The 17,405-nt window shown below is 66.4% G+C and carries 16 protein-coding genes and 1 pseudogene; 11 read left to right on the top strand and 6 right to left on the bottom strand.

Going from position 1 to position 17,405, the window contains the following annotated elements; all coding sequences use genetic code 11:
• Nucleotides 1–22 precede the first annotated feature (22 nt).
• The 5 genes from B0G38_RS17730 to B0G38_RS17710 are packed head-to-tail and all read left to right on the top strand — an operon-like array spanning nucleotide 23 to nucleotide 6,378.
• A complete protein-coding gene (locus B0G38_RS17730; protein ID WP_264670646.1) occupies nucleotides 23–1,630 on the top strand; it encodes an ABC transporter substrate-binding protein in 1,608 nt (535 codons plus the stop codon).
• Nucleotides 1,627–2,583: an ABC transporter permease gene (locus B0G38_RS17725; protein WP_264670645.1), complete on the top strand. Its 957-nt coding sequence runs from the start codon at nucleotides 1,627–1,629 to the stop codon at nucleotides 2,581–2,583. Before B0G38_RS17730 ends, B0G38_RS17725 begins: the two co-directional genes overlap by 4 nt.
• Nucleotides 2,580–3,467 carry an ABC transporter permease gene (locus B0G38_RS17720; protein WP_169991495.1) on the top strand — a complete coding sequence of 296 codons (888 nt, stop codon included), beginning with the start codon at nucleotides 2,580–2,582 and terminating at the stop codon, nucleotides 3,465–3,467. The genes B0G38_RS17725 and B0G38_RS17720 overlap by 4 nt, the downstream gene beginning before the upstream one ends.
• Nucleotides 3,464–5,179 (top strand): ABC transporter ATP-binding protein, encoded by a 1,716-nt coding sequence (locus tag B0G38_RS17715; protein WP_264670644.1) that lies wholly within the window; start codon nucleotides 3,464–3,466, stop codon nucleotides 5,177–5,179. The genes B0G38_RS17720 and B0G38_RS17715 overlap by 4 nt, the downstream gene beginning before the upstream one ends.
• An 8-nt stretch (nucleotides 5,180–5,187) precedes the next feature.
• Nucleotides 5,188–6,378: a serine hydrolase domain-containing protein gene (locus tag B0G38_RS17710; protein ID WP_264670643.1), complete on the top strand. Its 1,191-nt coding sequence runs from the start codon at nucleotides 5,188–5,190 to the stop codon at nucleotides 6,376–6,378.
• Nucleotides 6,379–6,459: 81 nt separating this feature from the next.
• Here B0G38_RS17710 and B0G38_RS17705 read toward each other — a convergent pair whose 3' ends face one another.
• From B0G38_RS17705 to B0G38_RS17695, 3 genes are read right to left on the bottom strand one after another with little or no spacing between them, the layout of a single operon-like run.
• On the bottom strand, nucleotides 6,460–7,518 hold the full coding sequence (locus B0G38_RS17705) for a TIGR03842 family LLM class F420-dependent oxidoreductase (protein WP_264670642.1): 1,059 nt from the start codon (nucleotides 7,516–7,518) through the stop codon (nucleotides 6,460–6,462).
• A 7-nt stretch (nucleotides 7,519–7,525) separates the two neighbouring features.
• Complete coding sequence (gene hydA, locus B0G38_RS17700; protein ID WP_264670641.1) at nucleotides 7,526–8,947, bottom strand: dihydropyrimidinase; 1,422 nt, start codon at nucleotides 8,945–8,947, stop codon at nucleotides 7,526–7,528.
• A gap of 36 nt (nucleotides 8,948–8,983) precedes the next feature.
• On the bottom strand, nucleotides 8,984–9,832 hold the full coding sequence (locus B0G38_RS17695; protein ID WP_264670640.1) for a nitrilase-related carbon-nitrogen hydrolase: 849 nt from the start codon (nucleotides 9,830–9,832) through the stop codon (nucleotides 8,984–8,986).
• Nucleotides 9,833–10,109: 277 nt separating this feature from the next.
• Here B0G38_RS17695 and B0G38_RS17690 point away from each other — a divergent pair, with 277 nt between their 5' ends.
• From B0G38_RS17690 to B0G38_RS17680, 3 genes are read left to right on the top strand one after another with little or no spacing between them, the layout of a single operon-like run.
• Nucleotides 10,110–11,126: a putative F420-0 ABC transporter substrate-binding protein gene (locus B0G38_RS17690; RefSeq protein ID WP_264670639.1), complete on the top strand. Its 1,017-nt coding sequence runs from the start codon at nucleotides 10,110–10,112 to the stop codon at nucleotides 11,124–11,126.
• Between the two features lie 2 nt (nucleotides 11,127–11,128).
• Nucleotides 11,129–12,223, top strand: a complete 1,095-nt coding sequence (locus B0G38_RS17685) for a putative F420-0 ABC transporter permease subunit (RefSeq protein ID WP_413542086.1) — start codon at nucleotides 11,129–11,131, stop codon at nucleotides 12,221–12,223.
• A complete protein-coding gene (locus B0G38_RS17680) occupies nucleotides 12,220–13,140 on the top strand; it encodes an ABC transporter ATP-binding protein (RefSeq protein ID WP_264670638.1) in 921 nt (306 codons plus the stop codon). Before B0G38_RS17685 ends, B0G38_RS17680 begins: the two co-directional genes overlap by 4 nt.
• A 134-nt stretch (nucleotides 13,141–13,274) precedes the next feature.
• On the opposite strand, the pseudogene cofE reads toward B0G38_RS17680, so the two are convergent.
• Both cofE and B0G38_RS17670 read right to left on the bottom strand, forming a co-directional pair.
• A pseudogene (cofE, locus tag B0G38_RS17675) lies at nucleotides 13,275–14,000 on the bottom strand (coenzyme F420-0:L-glutamate ligase); the annotation flags it as partial.
• Nucleotides 13,997–15,001, bottom strand: a complete 1,005-nt coding sequence (locus B0G38_RS17670) for a TIGR03557 family F420-dependent LLM class oxidoreductase (RefSeq protein WP_264670637.1) — start codon at nucleotides 14,999–15,001, stop codon at nucleotides 13,997–13,999. The gene B0G38_RS17670 and the pseudogene cofE, both read right to left, overlap by 4 nt.
• A gap of 148 nt (nucleotides 15,002–15,149) precedes the next feature.
• Between B0G38_RS17670 and B0G38_RS17665 the strand changes: the two genes are divergently transcribed.
• Genes B0G38_RS17665 through B0G38_RS17655 form a run of 3 tightly spaced genes read left to right on the top strand, consistent with a single transcriptional unit; the run spans nucleotide 15,150 to nucleotide 17,011 of the window.
• Nucleotides 15,150–15,926 (top strand): type 1 glutamine amidotransferase domain-containing protein, encoded by a 777-nt coding sequence (locus B0G38_RS17665; protein ID WP_264670636.1) that lies wholly within the window; start codon nucleotides 15,150–15,152, stop codon nucleotides 15,924–15,926.
• Between the two features lie 36 nt (nucleotides 15,927–15,962).
• Nucleotides 15,963–16,607, top strand: coding sequence for a class I SAM-dependent methyltransferase (locus tag B0G38_RS17660; RefSeq protein ID WP_264670635.1), 645 nt, complete (start codon nucleotides 15,963–15,965; stop codon nucleotides 16,605–16,607).
• Between the two features lie 56 nt (nucleotides 16,608–16,663).
• Complete coding sequence (locus B0G38_RS17655; protein ID WP_264670634.1) at nucleotides 16,664–17,011, top strand: helix-turn-helix domain-containing protein; 348 nt, start codon at nucleotides 16,664–16,666, stop codon at nucleotides 17,009–17,011.
• A 109-nt stretch (nucleotides 17,012–17,120) separates the two neighbouring features.
• On the opposite strand, the gene B0G38_RS17650 is transcribed toward B0G38_RS17655, so the two are convergent.
• Nucleotides 17,121–17,354: a zinc ribbon domain-containing protein gene (locus B0G38_RS17650; RefSeq protein ID WP_264670633.1), complete on the bottom strand. Its 234-nt coding sequence runs from the start codon at nucleotides 17,352–17,354 to the stop codon at nucleotides 17,121–17,123.
• Nucleotides 17,355–17,405: the final 51 nt, after the last annotated feature.

Raw genomic sequence — 17,405 nt, 5'->3', positions numbered from 1 at the left:
TTCCCTCCAGAAAGAAGGAACAGTGGAACCAGCAACTTCCTCTAGACTGCGGCTGCCGGATACCTCTGCCCTGCAGCTGACCCGCCGACGGCTGCTCGGCACCGGCCTCGCCCTGGGACTGGGCGGCTTCCTCGCCGCCTGCAGTGGTGGCCAGCCCGATGTCCTGGCCAGCCCCGAGGGTCCGCCGCAATCCGGCGGCACGCTCCGTGTGGGTCTCTCCGGCGGCGGCGCCGCGGACAGTCTCGACGCCCACTCCCCCGTGAGCACCACGGACATCGCCCGGGTGGTTAACCTCTACGAATCGCTGCTCTACCGCGACGAGAACTATGAACTGCAGCCGCTGCTCGCCGTCAGCGCCACGCCGTCGGCCGACGCGCTGGTCTGGACGGTAGACCTGCGCAAGGGCGTGACCTTCCACGACGGCCGGCCCCTTACCGGCCGGGATGTGGCGGCAACGTTCAAACGGATCACCGATCCGGACGATCCCAAGACAGGCGCGTCCTCGCTCTCCGTCCTGGACGAGGTGGCCGTTATCAACGACCACCGGGTGGAGTTCCGGCTCAACACCGCTGCCGCCACCTTCGACGATTCCCTCGGCCAGTACGCCCTGGGCATTGTGCCCGAAGACTACGACCCGGCCACGCCGATAGGCACCGGACCCTTCAAGTACCAGTCCTTCACCCCCGGACGCAGCAGCCTGTTTGTCCGCAACGAGAACTACTGGCGCGACAACGAACCGTACCTGGACGAGCTGTCGATCCTGAATTTCGACGACGACGACGCGCTCATCAATGCGCTGCTCTCCACCCAAGTGGACGCCGTTGGCCAGATCCCGCTGGCCCTGCTCGAGGTGATCGATGCGGATCCGCGCATCAGTATCCTCAACTCCGAAACCGGTATGTGGATGCCGTTCACCATGCGGGTGGACAAGCCGCCCTTCGACGACAACCGGGTCCGCCAGGCCTTCCGCCTGGCGGTGGACCGGGAACAGATGATCGAACAGGTACTCAGCGGCAACGGCAGCATCGGTAACGACCTCTATTCCCCGTTCGACCCCGGCTATGCCTCCAAGCTGCCCCAGCGTGTGCAGGACATCGCCCGTGCCAAGGAGCTGCTGGCCGATGCGGGCTACCCGGACGGACTGAGCGTCGAACTGGTCACCGCTCCGATCCAGGCAGGCGCCGTGGAAGCGGCCCAAGTATTCGCGCAACAGGCGGCGGCCGCCGGGATCGACGTAAAGATCCGCCGGGTGGATACCACCACTTTCTTCGGCGACGGTTATCTGCAGTGGGACTTCGCGCAGGACTTCTGGTACACCCGGAACTTCCTGCCGCAGGTCAACAACAGCTCGCTGCCCACCGCACCCTACAACGAGACCCATTGGGACCACCCGGAGTTCAACGAGCTGGTCGCCCAGGCCAAGGGCACCTTGGATCCGGACAAACGCAACGAGCTCATCGCCGCAGCGCAGGAGATCGAGTACAACGAGGGCGGCTACATCATCTGGGGCCACCCGAACCAGGCGGACGCCTACCAGCAATACGTGGCGGGTCTGGTGCCCAACCGCACCGGCCTGGCGCTGTCCGGCTTTGAGTTCCGCCGCGTCTGGCTGGGAGGAGACTTATCATGATGCCGATTATTTTGCGCCGGCTGGCTACCAGTGTGCTGATCCTGCTGGCGGTGTCCGTCATGGTTTTCGTGGCGACCCTGCTGCTGCCGGGCGACCCGGCCCAGGCGATCCTGGGCCAGCAGGCCACGCCGGAAAGGCTGGCGGCCCTCCGCGAGCAGATGAACCTCAACGACCCAGTCTTGCAGCGCTACTTCAGTTGGCTCGGCGGCCTTTTCGTCGGCGACCTCGGAATTTCGGCGGCCTCCGGCGGCCCGGTCAGCGCGCTGCTGGGTGAACGCATCGGCGCCTCCCTGGTGCTGCTGGTCGCGGCCAGCCTCATCAGCCTGCCCGTGGGCTTCCTCGTGGGAACGTACAGCGCCCTCCGCCGCGGCCGGACCGGCGACCATGTGACCACCGGCGTCAGCCTGGTACTGGCGGCGCTGCCTGAATTCGTCATCGGCATCGCGCTGATCACCTTGTTCTCCACCACCGTTTTCCCCATCCTGCCCTCGGTCACCATGGCCCCGCCTGGCGAAGCGGTCTGGAACTACCCGCTGCAGCTGGTCCTGCCCACCCTGACCCTGGTGCTGGTGGTCACCCCCTACATCACGCGCATGATGCGGGCCACCATGCTGGAGGTACTGGACTCGGGCTATGTGGAGATGGCCCGGCTGAAGGGTGTGCCTGAACGCCAGGTCATCCTGCGCCATGCGCTCCCCCACGCGCTGTCGCCGGTGGCCCAGGTGGTCGCCATCCAGCTCGCGTGGATGGCCGGCGGCGTCGTCGTTGTCGAATTCCTCTTCCGCTATCCCGGCATCGGCCAGGCCCTGGTGGATGCGGTAGCCAACCGGGACGTGCAGGTGGTCCAGGCGTTGTCCATCCTGATCGCCGCGGTCTACATCATCGTCAACCTGCTGGCCGACATGGTCGGCATCCTGACTAATCCGAAACTACGCACGGGGGGCACCCGATGAGCGTCATTGATTCACCCCAGGACATCGCCCGGGAAGTCGAGACCCCGCCAGGTTTGCTGCGGCGGCTGGTCCGCCAGCGGCAGGCAAAGATCGGCATCGCGCTGACCGGTGTCGTTGTCCTCCTGGCCGTGCTGGGACCTTTGCTGCTGCCCTGGGCCACCGGCTACACCAGTACCCAGTTCGCCGGCCGCCCGTTCCAAGCGGACGGTTTGTTCGGCACGGACAACCTGGGCCGCGACGTCCTCAGCCGGTTCCTCGACGGCGGCCTGCGCCTGCTGATCTACGCCGCGCTGGCCACGCTGCTGGGCATGGTGCTTGGCGGACTGACCGGCATGGTCGCCGCCTACCAGGGCGGCTGGGTGGACAGCATCATCATGCGCGCCAACGATGTCATGCTGGCCCTGCCGCAGCTGGTCTTCGCGCTGCTGGCCATCACCGTGCTGGGTCCGCAGGGCTGGGTGCTCGTGGTGGTCATCGGCATTACCCACGCGCCGCGCATCGCCCGGGTCACCCGCTCCGCCACCGTGGAAGTCATCACCGAGGACTTCATCCGCGCCGCGGAGATGTATGCGGTGCCCAAATGGAAGATCCTGGTCAAGGACGTGCTGCCCAACATCACCGGCCCCCTGATGGTGGAGCTGGGACTGCGGATGACGTACTCCATCGGCGCGGTGGCCTCGCTGTCCTTCCTGGGCCTGGGCATGCAGCCGCCCACCGCGGACTGGGGCTTGATGATCAACGAGAACCGCATTGCCCTGGTGGTCCAGCCCTGGGGCGTCATCCTGCCCGTCCTGGCGATCGCCGTGCTGACGGTCGGCACCAACCTGATCACCGATTCCTTGGCGCGGGCATCGGCCAACGTGAACGTGGGAGCAACCAAATGAGCACGTCCATCTCGGAAAACACCACCACAGCCACGCCGGTGCTCAGCGCCGACGGGCTGCGGGTCGCCACCACGGCGGGCGAGGAAATCCTGCACGGGGTCTCCTTCGAGCTCCAGCCGGGCAAGATCCTTGCCCTGGTGGGCGAATCCGGCTCCGGCAAAACCACCGCCGGGCTGGCCTGCCTGGGGCACTTCCGCCAGGGCCTGGAGCACACCGGCGGCGAAATCCACCTGGCCGGTTCCGGCCAGGACGGCAGCATTCTGGACCTGCCGGAGTCCGAACGCCGCAAACTCCGCGGCGGCGCCATCTCCTATGTCCCGCAGGATCCGGCCCTCTCGCTGAACCCCGCCATGCGGATCGGCGAGCAGATCATGGAAGTCCTGCGGGTGCACCGCTACGGGGACTCGGACGCAGAGCGCCGCGGCCGCGCCGCAGAGGTGTTGGCCGAGGTCGGCTTGGAGAATGACCGGGCCTACTTGGGCCGCTATCCGCACCAGCTCTCCGGCGGCCAGCAGCAGCGGGTGGGCATCGCCATGGCCTTCGCCTGCCGGCCCGCGGTGATGGTGCTCGACGAGCCCACCACCGGCCTCGATGTCACCACGCAGGCCTTGGTGCTGCAGACCATCGACCAGCTGGCGGAGCGGCACAGCGTTGCCGGGCTCTACATCACGCATGACCTGGCGGTCGTGGCCAAGGTGGCGGACGACGTCGTTGTCATGCTCTCCGGCGACGTGGTGGAACACGGCCCCACAGCCCAGGTGCTCTACCGGCCGCAGCACCACTACACGCGCAAACTGCTCAACGCGGTTCCGGACCTGGCCGGCAAGCGCCGGGTGGGCAGCGTCGCGGCCATCACCGGCGAGCAGGCGGCTGTGCCGCAGGACGGCAGCGCGAGCCACGCCGCTCAAATAACGACGGCGGACCGCCACCCAGCTGCGCCCACCCCGGCGCCGGCGGCCCACCGCAGCCTGCTCGAAGTCTCCGGACTGCGTCTGGCCTACGGCGAGAACCAGGTGCTGGACGGCATCGACTTCAAGCTGGGGCAGGGCGAGTCGATGATGCTGCTGGGCGAATCCGGCTCCGGCAAGACCACCCTCTCGCGCTGCATCGCGGGCCTCAACGACGACTACAACGGCACCGTGTGCCTGGACGGCGCGGAGCTGGCTCCGGGCACCCGTGCCCGCAGCGCCGAACAGCGCCAGCAGGTCCAGTACGTGTTTCAAAGCCCGTTCTCCTCGCTGAACCCGCGCCGGACCATCTGTGAATCCGTCGAGGTTCCCCTGCAGATGTCCGGCAAGATGAGCCGCAAGGAACGCCGGCTCCGGGTCCGCGAAGCACTGGACCAGGTGCGTCTGGGCGACAGCTACCTGGACCGCCGTCCGGGCGACCTCAGCGGCGGCGAGCGCCAGCGGGCCGCCATCGCCCGCGCACTGGTCAACGCGCCGTCGCTGCTGGTCTGCGACGAAGTCACCTCCGCGCTGGACGTCTCCGTGCAGGCCTCCATCATCGACCTGCTGCGGTCGCTGCAGACCGACACCGGCATGTCCATGCTGTTCGTTACCCACAACATCGCCCTGGCCCGGCACATCTCGCAGCGCATGGCCGTCCTGCAGAAGGGCCGGATTGTGGATCTGGGCAGCACCGAGGACGTGCTGGAAAATCCGCAGCACGACTACACGCGCGAACTGCTGGCCAACGTCCCCACCTTCTAAGGAGCACCTTGACTGTCCCCTTCGAAAGTCATAACGACGGCGGCCTGCCGGACGAGGGTTTCAAGAACCTCCAGCGGGTCTTCGGGCACCACCTGCAGCAAGCGCAGGGCGGCATGGCGTTCTGCGTCTACCGCAACGGCGAGCCGTTGGCCCGCTTCTACGGCGGCAGCACCACCCGGCGCCCCGCCGCCGGGGCCAACTGGGCCGACTGGGCTGACGGGGCTGACGGGGCTGAAAGCTGGGGCCCGAAGACGTTGGCGGTTATGTTCTCCGGTACCAAGGGAGTGGTCGCCACGCTGGCCGCCATGCTGGTGGAGCGCGGGCTGCTCGATGTCCGAAGGCCCGTCGCGGATTACTGGCCGGAGTTCGCGGCCGGCGGCAAGGAAGGGGTGCCGGTCTACCAGTTGCTCAACCACACGGTGGGCCTGCCGTACGTGGATCCGGACCCCGCGGGCGAGGACAGCTTCCACGACAACGCGGCGAACGCTGAGGTCCTCGCCGCCCAGGTCCCGTTATGGGAACCGGGCAGCAAGGTGGCCTACCACGCCATCACCTACGGCTACCTGCTGACAGAACTGTTCCGCCGCGTCACCGGCAAGTCCGTTAGCCAGCTGCTTTCCGAACTGATCAGCACGCCGCTCGGGCTGGAAATCTACCTCGGGTTGCCCGAGGAATTGGACCCGCGGCTCGCCACCATTTTCCGTTCCGATTCCTACGTGATCAGCACCTATCTGCAGGATCCGGAGCGGCGCAAGATCGTGGAACGGATGTACGGGCAATTACTCACCGGGGAGAAAGACCACTTCAACTCCCCCGAAATGCACCGCGGCCAGATGGCAGCCGGCGGCGGCATTGCCACGGCGGATGCCATGGCCAGCCTCTACTCCCGTTTGGCGGATCCGGACGGCGGACTGGTCTCTGCGGCATCATTGGCGGAAGCGACCAGGACATGGTCCGAAGGACTCGATGCCATCAACGACCGCCCCTTGAGGTTCGGGCTCGGCTACGAGCTGGCCGACCCCATCGGGACTTATGGCCCGGTGGAGCCGGCCTTCGGCCACTCCGGCGCCGGCGGCGGCCTGCACGGAGCCTGGCCGGACAGGAACGTGGGCTTCTCGTTCCTGACCAACGAGATGCTGGCCGAAAACCAGGACACCCGGGTCAAGGACCTGTTGAGGGAGCTGGCCCGGCTCGTCTAGCCGGCCCGGCGCGGTAGAGACAGGCATTGGAAACCATCGCCACTGAGACGTGCGCCCACAGTCGTACTTTGGTTGCCGCCGCTACGTGGAGGTCGGTTGCCGCGTCCGGTCGGTGAGGTCCGCTTCTGCCTTGGCCACCACGTGCTCACGGAGCGCGGGCATGATGGTCTCGCCGTAGACCCGCAAGGTCTCTTCTTTGTTGTCGTGCTGCAGATAGCCGGCGAACTGGGTGACGCCAAGCGCCTTGAGCTTTTTCAGCTTCTCGATGTGCTGCTCCGCCGTGCCAAGCACGCAGAACCGGTCGACAATCTCGTCCGGAACAAAAGACGTATGGGTGTTGCCGGCACGGCCGTGCTCGTTGTAGTCATAGCTGTCGCGGCCGGCAATGTAATCGGTCAGGGCCTGCGGCACCGCGGAGTCCGAGCCGTACTTGGCCACAATGTCCGCCACGTGGTTGCCCACCATTCCGCCGAACCAGCGGCACTGGTCGCGCATATGTTCCCAGTCCTGGCCCACGTACATCGGCGCGGCCACGCAGAACTTGACGGCCTGGGGGTCCCGTCCGGCGTTGGCTGCGGCCTGGCGCACGGTCTGGATCATCCATTCCGCAATGTCCACATCGGCCAGTTGCAGGATGAAGCCATCGCCCACTTCGCCGGCCAGCTTCAGCGCCAGCGGGCCGTAGGCGGCAACCCATACCTCCAGCTCGGATCCTGTACTCCAGGGGAACTGGAGGGTGGCCCCGTTGTATTCGACCGGGCGCGAGTTGGCCAGTTCGCGGATCACGTGGATGGCCTGGCGCAATGTCTTCAGGGTTGTCGGCGCGCCGTTGATCACCCGCACGGCCGAGTCGCCGCGGCCGATTCCGCACACCGTCCGGTTGCCGTACATCTGGTTCAGGGTGGCGAAGGTGGACGCCGTGACGGTCCAGTCGCGCGTGGCCGGGTTGGTAACCATGGGGCCAACTTTGATGGTGCGGGTCTCGGCCAGGATCTGGCTGTAGATCACGTACGGCTCCTGCCACAGCAGGTGCGAATCGAAGGTCCAAACGTAGTCGAACCCGTGCTCTTCGGCCTTCTTCGCCAACGCCACGGTGCGCGCGGCTGGCGGGTTGCACTGGAGTACTGTTCCGAATTCCATGGCGCTCCTAGATCAGGTACTGGCTGGGAGCACGCCGAAGGTACTGCCCATGCGTCTTGCTGCCCAGGTACTGGTTGTCGTCGACAATGACGCGGCCGCGGGACAGGACGGTATCCACGTGGCCGTCAATTTCGAAGCCTTCCCACGCGGAGTAGTCCATGTTCATGTGGTGGGTCTTCTCCAACCCGATCGACGTGTGCCCTTGCGGGTTGTAAATAACGACGTCGGCATCGGCACCGGGGGTGATGACGCCCTTGCGTCCGTACATGCCGAACATCCGTGCAGGGGTGGTGCTGGTGATTTCCACCCAGCGCTCCAGCGGGATCTTGCCGTCCACCACGCCCTGGTAGATCAGGTTCATCCGGTGCTCCACGCCGCCGATGCCGTTGGGGATCTTGGAGAAGTCCCCCACGCCCATGTCCTTCTGCCCCTTCATGCAGAACGGGCAGTGGTCGGTGGAGACCATCTGGAGATCGTTGGTCCGCAGCGCCTGCCACATGTGGTCCTGGTGATGCTCGAGCTTGGACCGCAAGGGCGTGGAGCACACCCATTTGGCCCCTTCGAAGCCCGGCGCGCCCAGCTGGTCTTCCAGCGAGAGGTACAGGTACTGCGGGCAGGTTTCGCCGAAGACGTTCTGGCCGTTGTGCCGGGCTGCCGCCAGCTGGGCCACGGCCTGCTTGGCCGAGACGTGGACAACGTACAGCGGGGCGCCGGTGAGATTGGCCAGCATGATGGCGCGGTGGGTGGCTTCCTCCTCCATCTGCCACGCCCGGGCCACTCCGTGGTAGTACGGATCGGTTTTGCCCTTGGCCAGCAGTTCGGCCACCATGGCGTCGATGGCCGGGCCGTTCTCGGCGTGCATCATGGTCATCAACCCGGTGTCAGCGCCGACGCGCATCGCCTTGAAGATCTGCGCGTCGTCGCTGTAGAAGACCCCGGGGTACGCCATGAACAGCTTGTAGCTGGAGATCCCCTCGTCGATCAGGCCCTCCATGGCCTTGAGCGAATCGTCGTTCACGTCGCCGATGATCTGGTGGAAGCCGTAGTCGATGGCGCATTCGCCGGACGCCTTGTCGTGCCAGGCAGTCAGCGCGTCCATCACCCGCTCGCCGTACTTTTGGATCGCGAAGTCCACGATCGTCGTCGTGCCTCCCCAGGCCGCGGCACGCGTACCGGTTTCGAAAGTGTCGCTCGCTTCGGTGCCGCCGAAGGGCATCTGCATGTGGGTGTGTGCGTCGATCCCGCCGGGGACAACGTATTTGCCGGCGGCGTCCAGCACGGTGTCCACCGAAGACTTCAGGTCATGGCCCAGCAGGGTGGAGCCGGGGGCCATTACGGCCACGATCTTTTCGCCGTCGATCAGCACGTCCGCTTCGCTGCGGCCCGTCGAGCTGACCACGGTCCCGCCGGTAATCAGGGTTGTAGACATCGGGTTTCTCCTGCCAAGTTCTCGGGGCCGGGCGGCTTACGGCGCGACGATCGGCCCATAGGCATCCGGGCGGCGGTCGCGGTAGAACTGCCAGCTGTTGCGGGCGGTGCGCACCAGGTCCATGTCCAGGTCGCGGATCAGCAATTCCTCTTCGCTGCCGCTGCCGAGTTCGCCCACGTAGTTCCCCTGCGGGTCCACAACATAGGAGGTGCCGTAAAAGTTCACCGCCTCGTCGCCGAACTCGTTGGCTTCCGATCCCACACGGTTGGGCACCACCACGTAGTAGCCGTTGGCGGCCGCGGCGGTAGGCTGTTCCAGCTCCCACAGGCGGTTGGAAAGGCCGGGCTTGGAGGCGTTCGGGTTGAAGACCAGGTGGGCGCCGTTGAGGCCGAGCACCCGCCAGCTTTCCGGGAAGTGCCGGTCGTAGCAGATGTTCAAGCCGACCTTGCCCACGGCGGTGTCGAAGATCGGCCAGCCGAGGTTCCCGGGCCGGAAGTAGAACTTCTCCCAGAACTTCTCCACATGCGGCAGGTGGTTCTTGCGGTACTTGCCCAAATAGGTCCCGTCCGCGTCGATCACCGCCGCCGTGTTGTAGTAGATGCCGGGCTGCTCCTCTTCATAGATGGGAAGGATGATGACCATGTGGTGCTCGGCCGCGAGCTTGGCGAAGCGTTCCGTCAACGGCCCCGGCACCTGCTGCGCGAAGTCGTAGTACTTGCTGTCCTGGACGATGCCGAAGTAGGGTCCGTGGAACAGTTCCTGGAAGCAGATCACCTGGGTGCCCTCGGCCGCTGCCTTGCGCACAAAGTCTTCGTGTTTCCTGACCATGGACTCTTCGTCCCCGGTCCAGGTGGTCTGAGTGAGTGCTGCCCTAACCGTTGTCATCGACTGCCTCCGATATGCCTTAAGACTGGGCCTAACGTCCGTCACGTGCCTGAAACGATAGCCGCACCGTGCTTGGAAAACCATGGTCCGAAGTCCGAAACCTCCAACGGAGTTTAAATGGGGCCTATACTCGGTCTCGGACCCACCGGTTGCGTATGACCGGCCCCCACGGCCTGGAATTGGGCCGCCGGTCACCGGCTGTCGCCGGTTCATTTGAACAGCGCCCCGGCGCGCTGGCTGCAAACACCACTGCGCCTGGCTGACGAACCGAGGTCCCATGCGCAACTCCGCCTCGTTACGCTCCGTTTTGCCCCTGGTGGCCGCGGCTTCGCTGCTGCTCGCCGGGTGCGGCGGCGCAGCACCGGCCGGCTCCGTTCCGGCAGGCTCCGCTCCGGTTGGCCCCGCTTCGGCTGGCTCCGCACCGCCGTCGGGCTTTCCGTTCACGGTGGATAACTGCGGCACCAAGGTCACCTTCACGGCGCCGCCGCAGCGTGCCGTCACGATCAAGTCCACCAGCACGGAACTGCTGCTCGCCCTCGGCCTGGGCGAGCGGATGGTGGGAACGGCCTTCGCGGACGGCCCGGTGCCCGAGCGGTGGCAGCACGACATCCCCGTGATCTCCGAACAGCTGCCGGCCCAGGAACCGGTGCTGGCGCTGGAGCCGGACTTCGTCTACGCCGGGTGGGAATCGAACTTCTCCGCGGACGGCGCCGGCGAGCGCGAGGCCCTGGCCAAGCTCGGCGTCAACACGTACGTCTCGCCTGCGGCGTGCCAGCAGCCGGGCTACCGGCCGGCTCCGCTGATCTTCGAGCACATCTTCGCGGGCATCCGGGAGATGGGCCGGATTTTCGACGCCGGCACCGCGGCTGAGCAACTCGTCGCCGGACAGCGGGCGCAACTCGACGCAATAGAGCCGCACGGCCGGGAGCTCTCCGCGCTCTGGTACAGCTCCGGCTCCGACACCCCGTTTGTCGGCGGCGGCAGCGGCGCTCCCCAGCTGGTCATGGAGGCGGCGGGCCTGACGAACGTGGCCGCGGATGTGGACCAGGCCTGGTCCCCGCTGTCCTGGGAAGTTGTCGCGGAGCGGAATCCGGACGTCATTGTGCTGGTGGATTCCAGCTGGGGCAGCACCGAGAAGAAGATCGGCGTGCTGGAGGCGCACCCGGTGATCTCGCAGCTGGACGCGGTCAAGGAGGGCCGGTACCTGGTGGTCCCCTTCGCCGCTTCCGAAGCCGGCGTCCGCAGCGTCGAAACGGTCCAGTCCCTGGTGGAGCAGCTGGCGGAGCTGGATTAACCATGAGCCTGCGCGAACACTCCGGGCAAAAAATAACGACGACGACGTCGCCCGCCACCGTTGCCGGCCGGCGGCCGATGTCCGGGGTGTTGTGGGGCGCGGTCCTGCTGATAGCGCTCGTCGCCTCGGTGCTGATCGCCGTCTCGATCGGCCCCGCCAACCTGTCGCCGCTGCAGGTACTCGCCTCCGTCCTCCGGCATCTGGGCCTCCGCCCGGAGAGCTTTGGCGTTCCCGTCGGGCTGACCGCCATCCAGGACGGCATTGTGTGGGAACTGCGGCTGCCCCGGCTGCTCACGGCTGCGCTGGTCGGAGCCGGCCTGGCCGTCAGCGGCGCGGTCATGCAGGCACTCACGCGCAATCCGCTGGCCGATCCCTACCTGCTGGGCCTGAGCTCCGGCGCGTCGCTCGGCGCCGTCGCGGTCCTCCTGCTGGGCGCCGCCGTATTGCTGCCGGTGGCCGCGTTCGCCGGGGCGATGGCGGCGATGGCGCTCACCCTCGGACTGGCTTCGGCCCTGGGCGTCATCACCCCCACCCGCACGGTGCTCGCCGGGCTGGCGGTCTCCGCGCTGGCTTCCGCACTGACCTCGTTCATCATCTTCTTCTCCGCGCAAGGCGATTCCTACCGCGAAGTGCTCAGCTGGATGATGGGCTCGCTGTCGGCCGCAACCTGGGGCTCCGTAGCCATCGCAGGCGTCGCGTTCGCCGTCGCGGGAACGCCGGTGCTGCTGTCCGGCCGGATCCTTGACGGCTTCGCGTTCGGCGACACCGCAGCAGCGGCCCTCGGGCTTAACGTGAGCGCCATCCGCTGGCTTCTGCTGGGCGGAACGGCCGTGCTGACCGGGGCGATGGTCTCGGTCAGCGGTTCCATCGGCTTTGTCGGCCTGATCCTGCCGCACGCAGTCCGGCTGCTGACGGGCGCACGGCACCGCGCGCTGCTTCCGCTCTCTGCCCTTGCCGGAGCCCTGTTCATGGTCTGGGCCGACACTCTGGCCAGGACACTGTTCGACCCGCGCGAGATCCCAGTGGGCATCATTACCGCATTGCTGGGAGCACCGGTCTTCATCATCATGCTCTGGCGCTGGAGGAACGCCTCATGAATCCGACAACCAGCGCTACACAGCCCTTGACCTCAAGCCCGCATTCCGGCCAGCCCGCCACGCCGGCTACGTCCGCCCCGCCGCCCGGCGTTTCGCTACAAGGGCTCGGCCTCGGCTACCGTGCAGGCGGCAAGCTCATTCTCGACGGCGTGGACTGCCACGTCCCGGCAGGCACCGTGGCCGGACTGCTGGGTCCCAACGGGGCGGGAAAATCGAGCCTGCTGCGGCTGCTGGGCGCCGTCGCCAAACCCCACGCCGGCTCCGTCCAGCTGGCCGGTTCCAACCTCCACGCCCTGCGGCGCAAGGAGCGCGCCCGCCAACTGGCCTTCGTGGAGCAAAGTGCCGACACCGACCTGCCGCTGACCGTGCTGGATGTGGTGCTGCTGGGCAGGCTGCCCTACCGTTCCCTGCTGGCAGGCACCAGTGACGAGGACCTGGGCGTTGCCCGCCGCAGCCTCACGGCGGTAGGCCTCGACGGCTTCACGGAGCGTAGGTACAGCACCTTGTCCGGCGGCGAGCGACAGCGGGTCCAGCTGGCCAAAGCCCTCGCCCAGGAGCCGGAAGTCCTGTTGCTCGATGAGCCGACCAACCATCTGGACGTCAACGCCCAGCTAGCCACCATGGAGCTGGTCCGGAACCTGGCGGCCGGCGGAGTGGCGGTCCTCGCCGCACTGCACGACATCAACATCGCCGCCGCCTACTGCGACCAGGTGATCGTCCTGCAGGAGGGCAAAGTTGTAGCGGCCGGTCCCACCACCGAGGTCCTGACGCCGGGCCTGATCCGCCGGGTCTACGGGGTGGACGCCGTGGTGTTGGAGCACCCGCTCACGGGCAGGCCGCTGGTGGCCTTCAGCCAATTGTCGGATGCTGCGGCGCGAGCTGCTTCGGCCAGTCCCGCCTCCCGTCCTGCTTCATAACCCTGCCGGTAGCCTTCCCGCCGACCGGCGTCGAACCCCTCGCGGCGGCCAGCTTCTAGACCCTCGCGGCGGCCGGTTTCGAGACCTTCAGCCCGGCCCGCTTCCATGGCTTCCGCCGTGCCCAGCCGGAACATGTCCTGTTCGGCCGAGCGGATCAGCGCAGCCGCACCCTCGTGGCCAGGGTGGGCGCCGTCGTCGTCGTTATTTGGAACCGAAACCAGGTTGGCCAACCCGCGCACCACGGCAACGGGACAGCCGCTGGTCTTGCCTTTGACCAGGTCCGCCGCCGCAGCGATCTCGTCCGCCACGGCGGTGACCGTGGCGGACAACCGGCGGCCGGCGCTGTCCACTGAACCGCGCAGATCGGCCAGCGGTGACAAGCCAGCAACGCCGATCGCCACGTCCGTCTGCCCGTTCCGCCAGGGCCTGCCGAGGGTATCCGTGATGACGACGGCGACGTTCACGCCGCAGCGCCGGTGCAGTTCGGCGCGGAGCCGGTGCGCCGAGCCGTCCGGATCAACGGGCAGCAGGAGGACGGTCCCCTCCGGCGTATTGCTGGCGTCCACCCCGGCCGCGGCGGAGATGATGCCCAGCCGGTTCTCCACGATCCGGGTCAAGCCGTTCGCGTGCGCGCGCGTGGCGACAACCCGCACCGTTTCCGCCGTTATCGCTTCCTCGCGGTCCGCCGCCGGCCGTATGCGGCCCTCCGCCTTGGACAGGATTTTGGAAGTGACCGCAAGAATGTCCCCGTCCCGAAGTTCCCCGCCCACGGCCTCATGAATGATGGCTGCCAGATCATCGCCCGCGGTGATTTCGCCGATGCCCTCGACGGCGAAGACGGACAGCACGCGCCGGCTCATCGGGTCAGCGCCGGGAGGACTTTTGCGCCGAACACATCGATCCACTCGCGCTGGTTGCGGCCCACATTGTGCAGGTAGATCCGGTCGAACCCCAGGTCCGCGAACTTCTGGATGTAGGCGCGGTGCACGTCCGGATCTTCGGAGATGACCAGCCTGCCCTCGAAGTCTTCCGGCCGGACCAGCTTGGCCATTTGCTCCAGCTCGAACGGAGACCGGATATCCCCCTTAGGGAACTTCATCCCGCCGTTGGGCCACTCGGTCATGGCATTGGACAGCGCTTCCTCGTGGGTCGGGGCCCAGCTCAGATGCAGCTGGAGTACCTTCGGCATGCGGGACGGATCCTTGCCCGCTTCCTTGGCGCCGGCGTCGAACCGGTCGAAGAGCATCGACACTTTATCCAACGGCGCCCCCACGGTAATCAGCCCGCCGGCATGCTTGCCCGCTCGCTTGGCCGTGACCGGGCCCGCGGTCGCCACCAGGATTTCCGGCGGCACCTCGGGCATGGTCCACAAGCGGGTGGACTCCATCTTGTAGTAGGCGCCGTTGTGCCGGACGTCCTTGCCCGCCAGCGAGTTGGTGAAGAGTTTGTTGATGATCTCGATCGCCTCGAACATCCGGTTGATCCGCTCCGGCGGTTCCGGCCAGTACTGCCCGGTGATGTGCTCGTTCAGCGCCTCCCCCGACCCCAGCCCCAGCCAGTGCCGGCCCGGATACATGGCGGCCAGCGTCGCCGAGGCCTGCGCCACCATCGCCGGATGCCAGCGGAAAGTAGGGCAGGTGACGCCGGGCCCGATATCCCCCTTGGTCCGCTCCCCCAGGGCGGAGAGCACATTCCAGACGAAGGCTGATTCACCTTGGGCAGGAACCCACGGCTGAAAGTGGTCTGCCGCCATCACACCGGAGAAGCCCTTCTGCTCGGCATACTCGGAGAACTCAACCGCCTCGCGAGGGTGGAACTGCTCGAGCATCGCGGCATAACCGATAGTCAGTGACGTAGTCATGAACGAATACTTCCACTGGCACGTTGGGGAAAACAATAGTGCCGCTTCCGCCGTGGAACAGATTTACGGCCGGGCCCTCGCACCCTGTTCCTGCGGCGGCCGCTGTGGCACGGTGGATGTATCCATCCCGGCGCAAGGAGCATTTAGCATGGCACGGATCCTTATGGTCGTTTCGGCCGCAGACTCGCTCACGATGAAGGACGGCACCCAGCACCCCACCGGCTACTGGGCCGAGGAGCTGGTGGTCTCCCACCGGCTACTGAGCGAGGCCGGCCACACCGTCAATATCGCCACGCCCGGCGGCAGGAAGCCCACGGTGGACGCCGTCAGCCTCACCGCGGAATCGGCCGGCAGCCAGCAGAAGGCCGACGATTTCACCGCCTATCTGGAGGAGATCGACGCCGAGCTTTCGCACCCCTTTGTGCTCTCCGAGGTCGACCCGACGTACTACAACGCGATTGTGCTGCCCGGCGGCCACGGCCCCATGGCCGACCTCGCCACGGATTCGGACCTGGGCCGGCTGCTGGCCGAGGCGGACCGCGCGGAAATCATCATCGCGCCGTTCTGCCACGGCCCCGCCGGACTGCTCAGCGCAAGGAACGACGACGGCGAGTTCGCCTTCGCGGGCAGACGTCTGACCGTTTTCACGGACGAGGAGGAACTCGGCGGCGGCACCGGCGACAACACGCCCTGGCTGGTGGAGTCGACGCTGCGGGCCAACGGCGCGATTGTTCAGGCAGGTCCGGCGTGGGCCAGCAACGTGGTCCTCGACGGCAACCTCATCAGCGGGCAGAACCCGCAGTCCAGCGAGGCCGTGGCCAAGGAAGTCCTCGCCGCGCTCGGTCCCGCTCCCGGAGGGGCCCAGGACGACGAAGCCGAAAATGATGCGGACCGGGACGAAGATGTTCGCGACGATGACTACTGAGCCTGGGGCAGCTGCCGGGCGGGAAGCAGGTAAACCGTGGGGCTGAAAAGCGCGTTCTTTGCCGCACGCTACGACTCCGCCACGCGCTTCGCCGAGACCCAGGTCCTCAGCCAGCGCCGGGCGGCGCTTCTGTCCGGCCTGCAGGGCAGGGTGATCGATGTCGGTGCCGGGACCGGCGCGAACCTGCCGTATTTCCCGCCGTCGTGCTCTGTTGTTGCGGTGGAACCGGACGCGAATATGCGCAATCGGCTGGAAGCGAAGATCGGCACCGCGAGGACTGACGTGACGATCGACGACGGCGAAGCGGCCCGGCTGCCCGCAGCGGATTCCAGCGTTGATGCCGTTGTCTACACGCTGGTGCTCTGCACGGTGCCGGACCAGGCGTCCGCTTTGGCCGAGGCACGGCGGGTGCTCAAGCCGGGCGGGAAACTGCTGTTCCTTGAGCACGTCCGCGGGTTCGGCGCGCATGCCAAGGTCCAGGATCTGGTGCGCCCGGTCTGGCACTTTGCCGCGCAGGGCTGCAATCCCAACCGCGATACAGTTGCAGCCATCGCGGCTGCCGGTTTTACCGTAAAGCTGGACGAAGAGTTCTTCATCGGGCCGAAATGGCAGCCGCTCAACCCGCTGGTCATTGGAACCGCCACCGCCACCGCCACCCTTCGGAACGGCTCAGCGAGATAGCAACTAGTTGTCCATAAAGAGTTAGTATTGTAGTACTACGATACTAAGGAATGGCAATGTCGCTGATTAGGAGATACCGGACTGCGCTGGGCTGGAGCCAAAAACAACTCGCTGAGAAACTGGGAATTGGCACGGCTTCCGTATCCACCCTTGAGTTGAACGAGGATCGCGGCGTAGCGAAAACCGCTACGGTCGATCGGGCATTGTCCGCGATGGGCAAGACGCGCATCACTTTTGTTATCGACACCCTTCCCGAGCAGGAAATGTTGGCCATTCGGGAACAGGCCGCCCAAGAGGTTCGAAAGATCGCGTGGACGATGGCCCTCGAAGCTCAGCCGTTGACTGAAGATGCCAAGGCGCGCCTCGAGGACAAGGTCTATGCCCGGCGCCTGCTCGACGCTTGAGCGACAATAGCAACCCGGGCGCAGAACTCTCGCCCCTCGTAGCCAGCGTAGAAAACGTGCCGCGGAAGCCGGTGCACTACGCCTATTTCCGAAGTCGGTGCGCGTCCGGCTAGGACTGCAACATGGCGTCCTTTTGCTGCCGGGAGATCTCGTTTTGGCGCCCGCAGTTCAGGCATTCCGAGTAATAGCGGCGGCTGGTGGTGAATACCGGGATGAAGAAGATCGAGAATTTGCCGGCTTCCTCAATGATACGCTGCGGCCCGCTCACACCGCAGAACGGGCACGCTCCCGGCCGGGTGGCCAGCACTCGCGGCTTCCGGCTGAAGCCGAACAGGATCAGCATGGCGACTCCTCCGCGTGGAAGCTTTAGGGAACAGGCCGGCCCGACACCCCC

The sequence above is a fragment of the Crystallibacter permensis genome (genome assembly GCF_025960875.1).
GTDB lineage: Bacteria > Actinomycetota > Actinomycetes > Actinomycetales > Micrococcaceae > Crystallibacter > Crystallibacter permensis.
The sequence above is the reverse complement of the archived record's forward strand: the minus strand, read 5'-3'. Positions and strand labels throughout refer to the sequence as shown.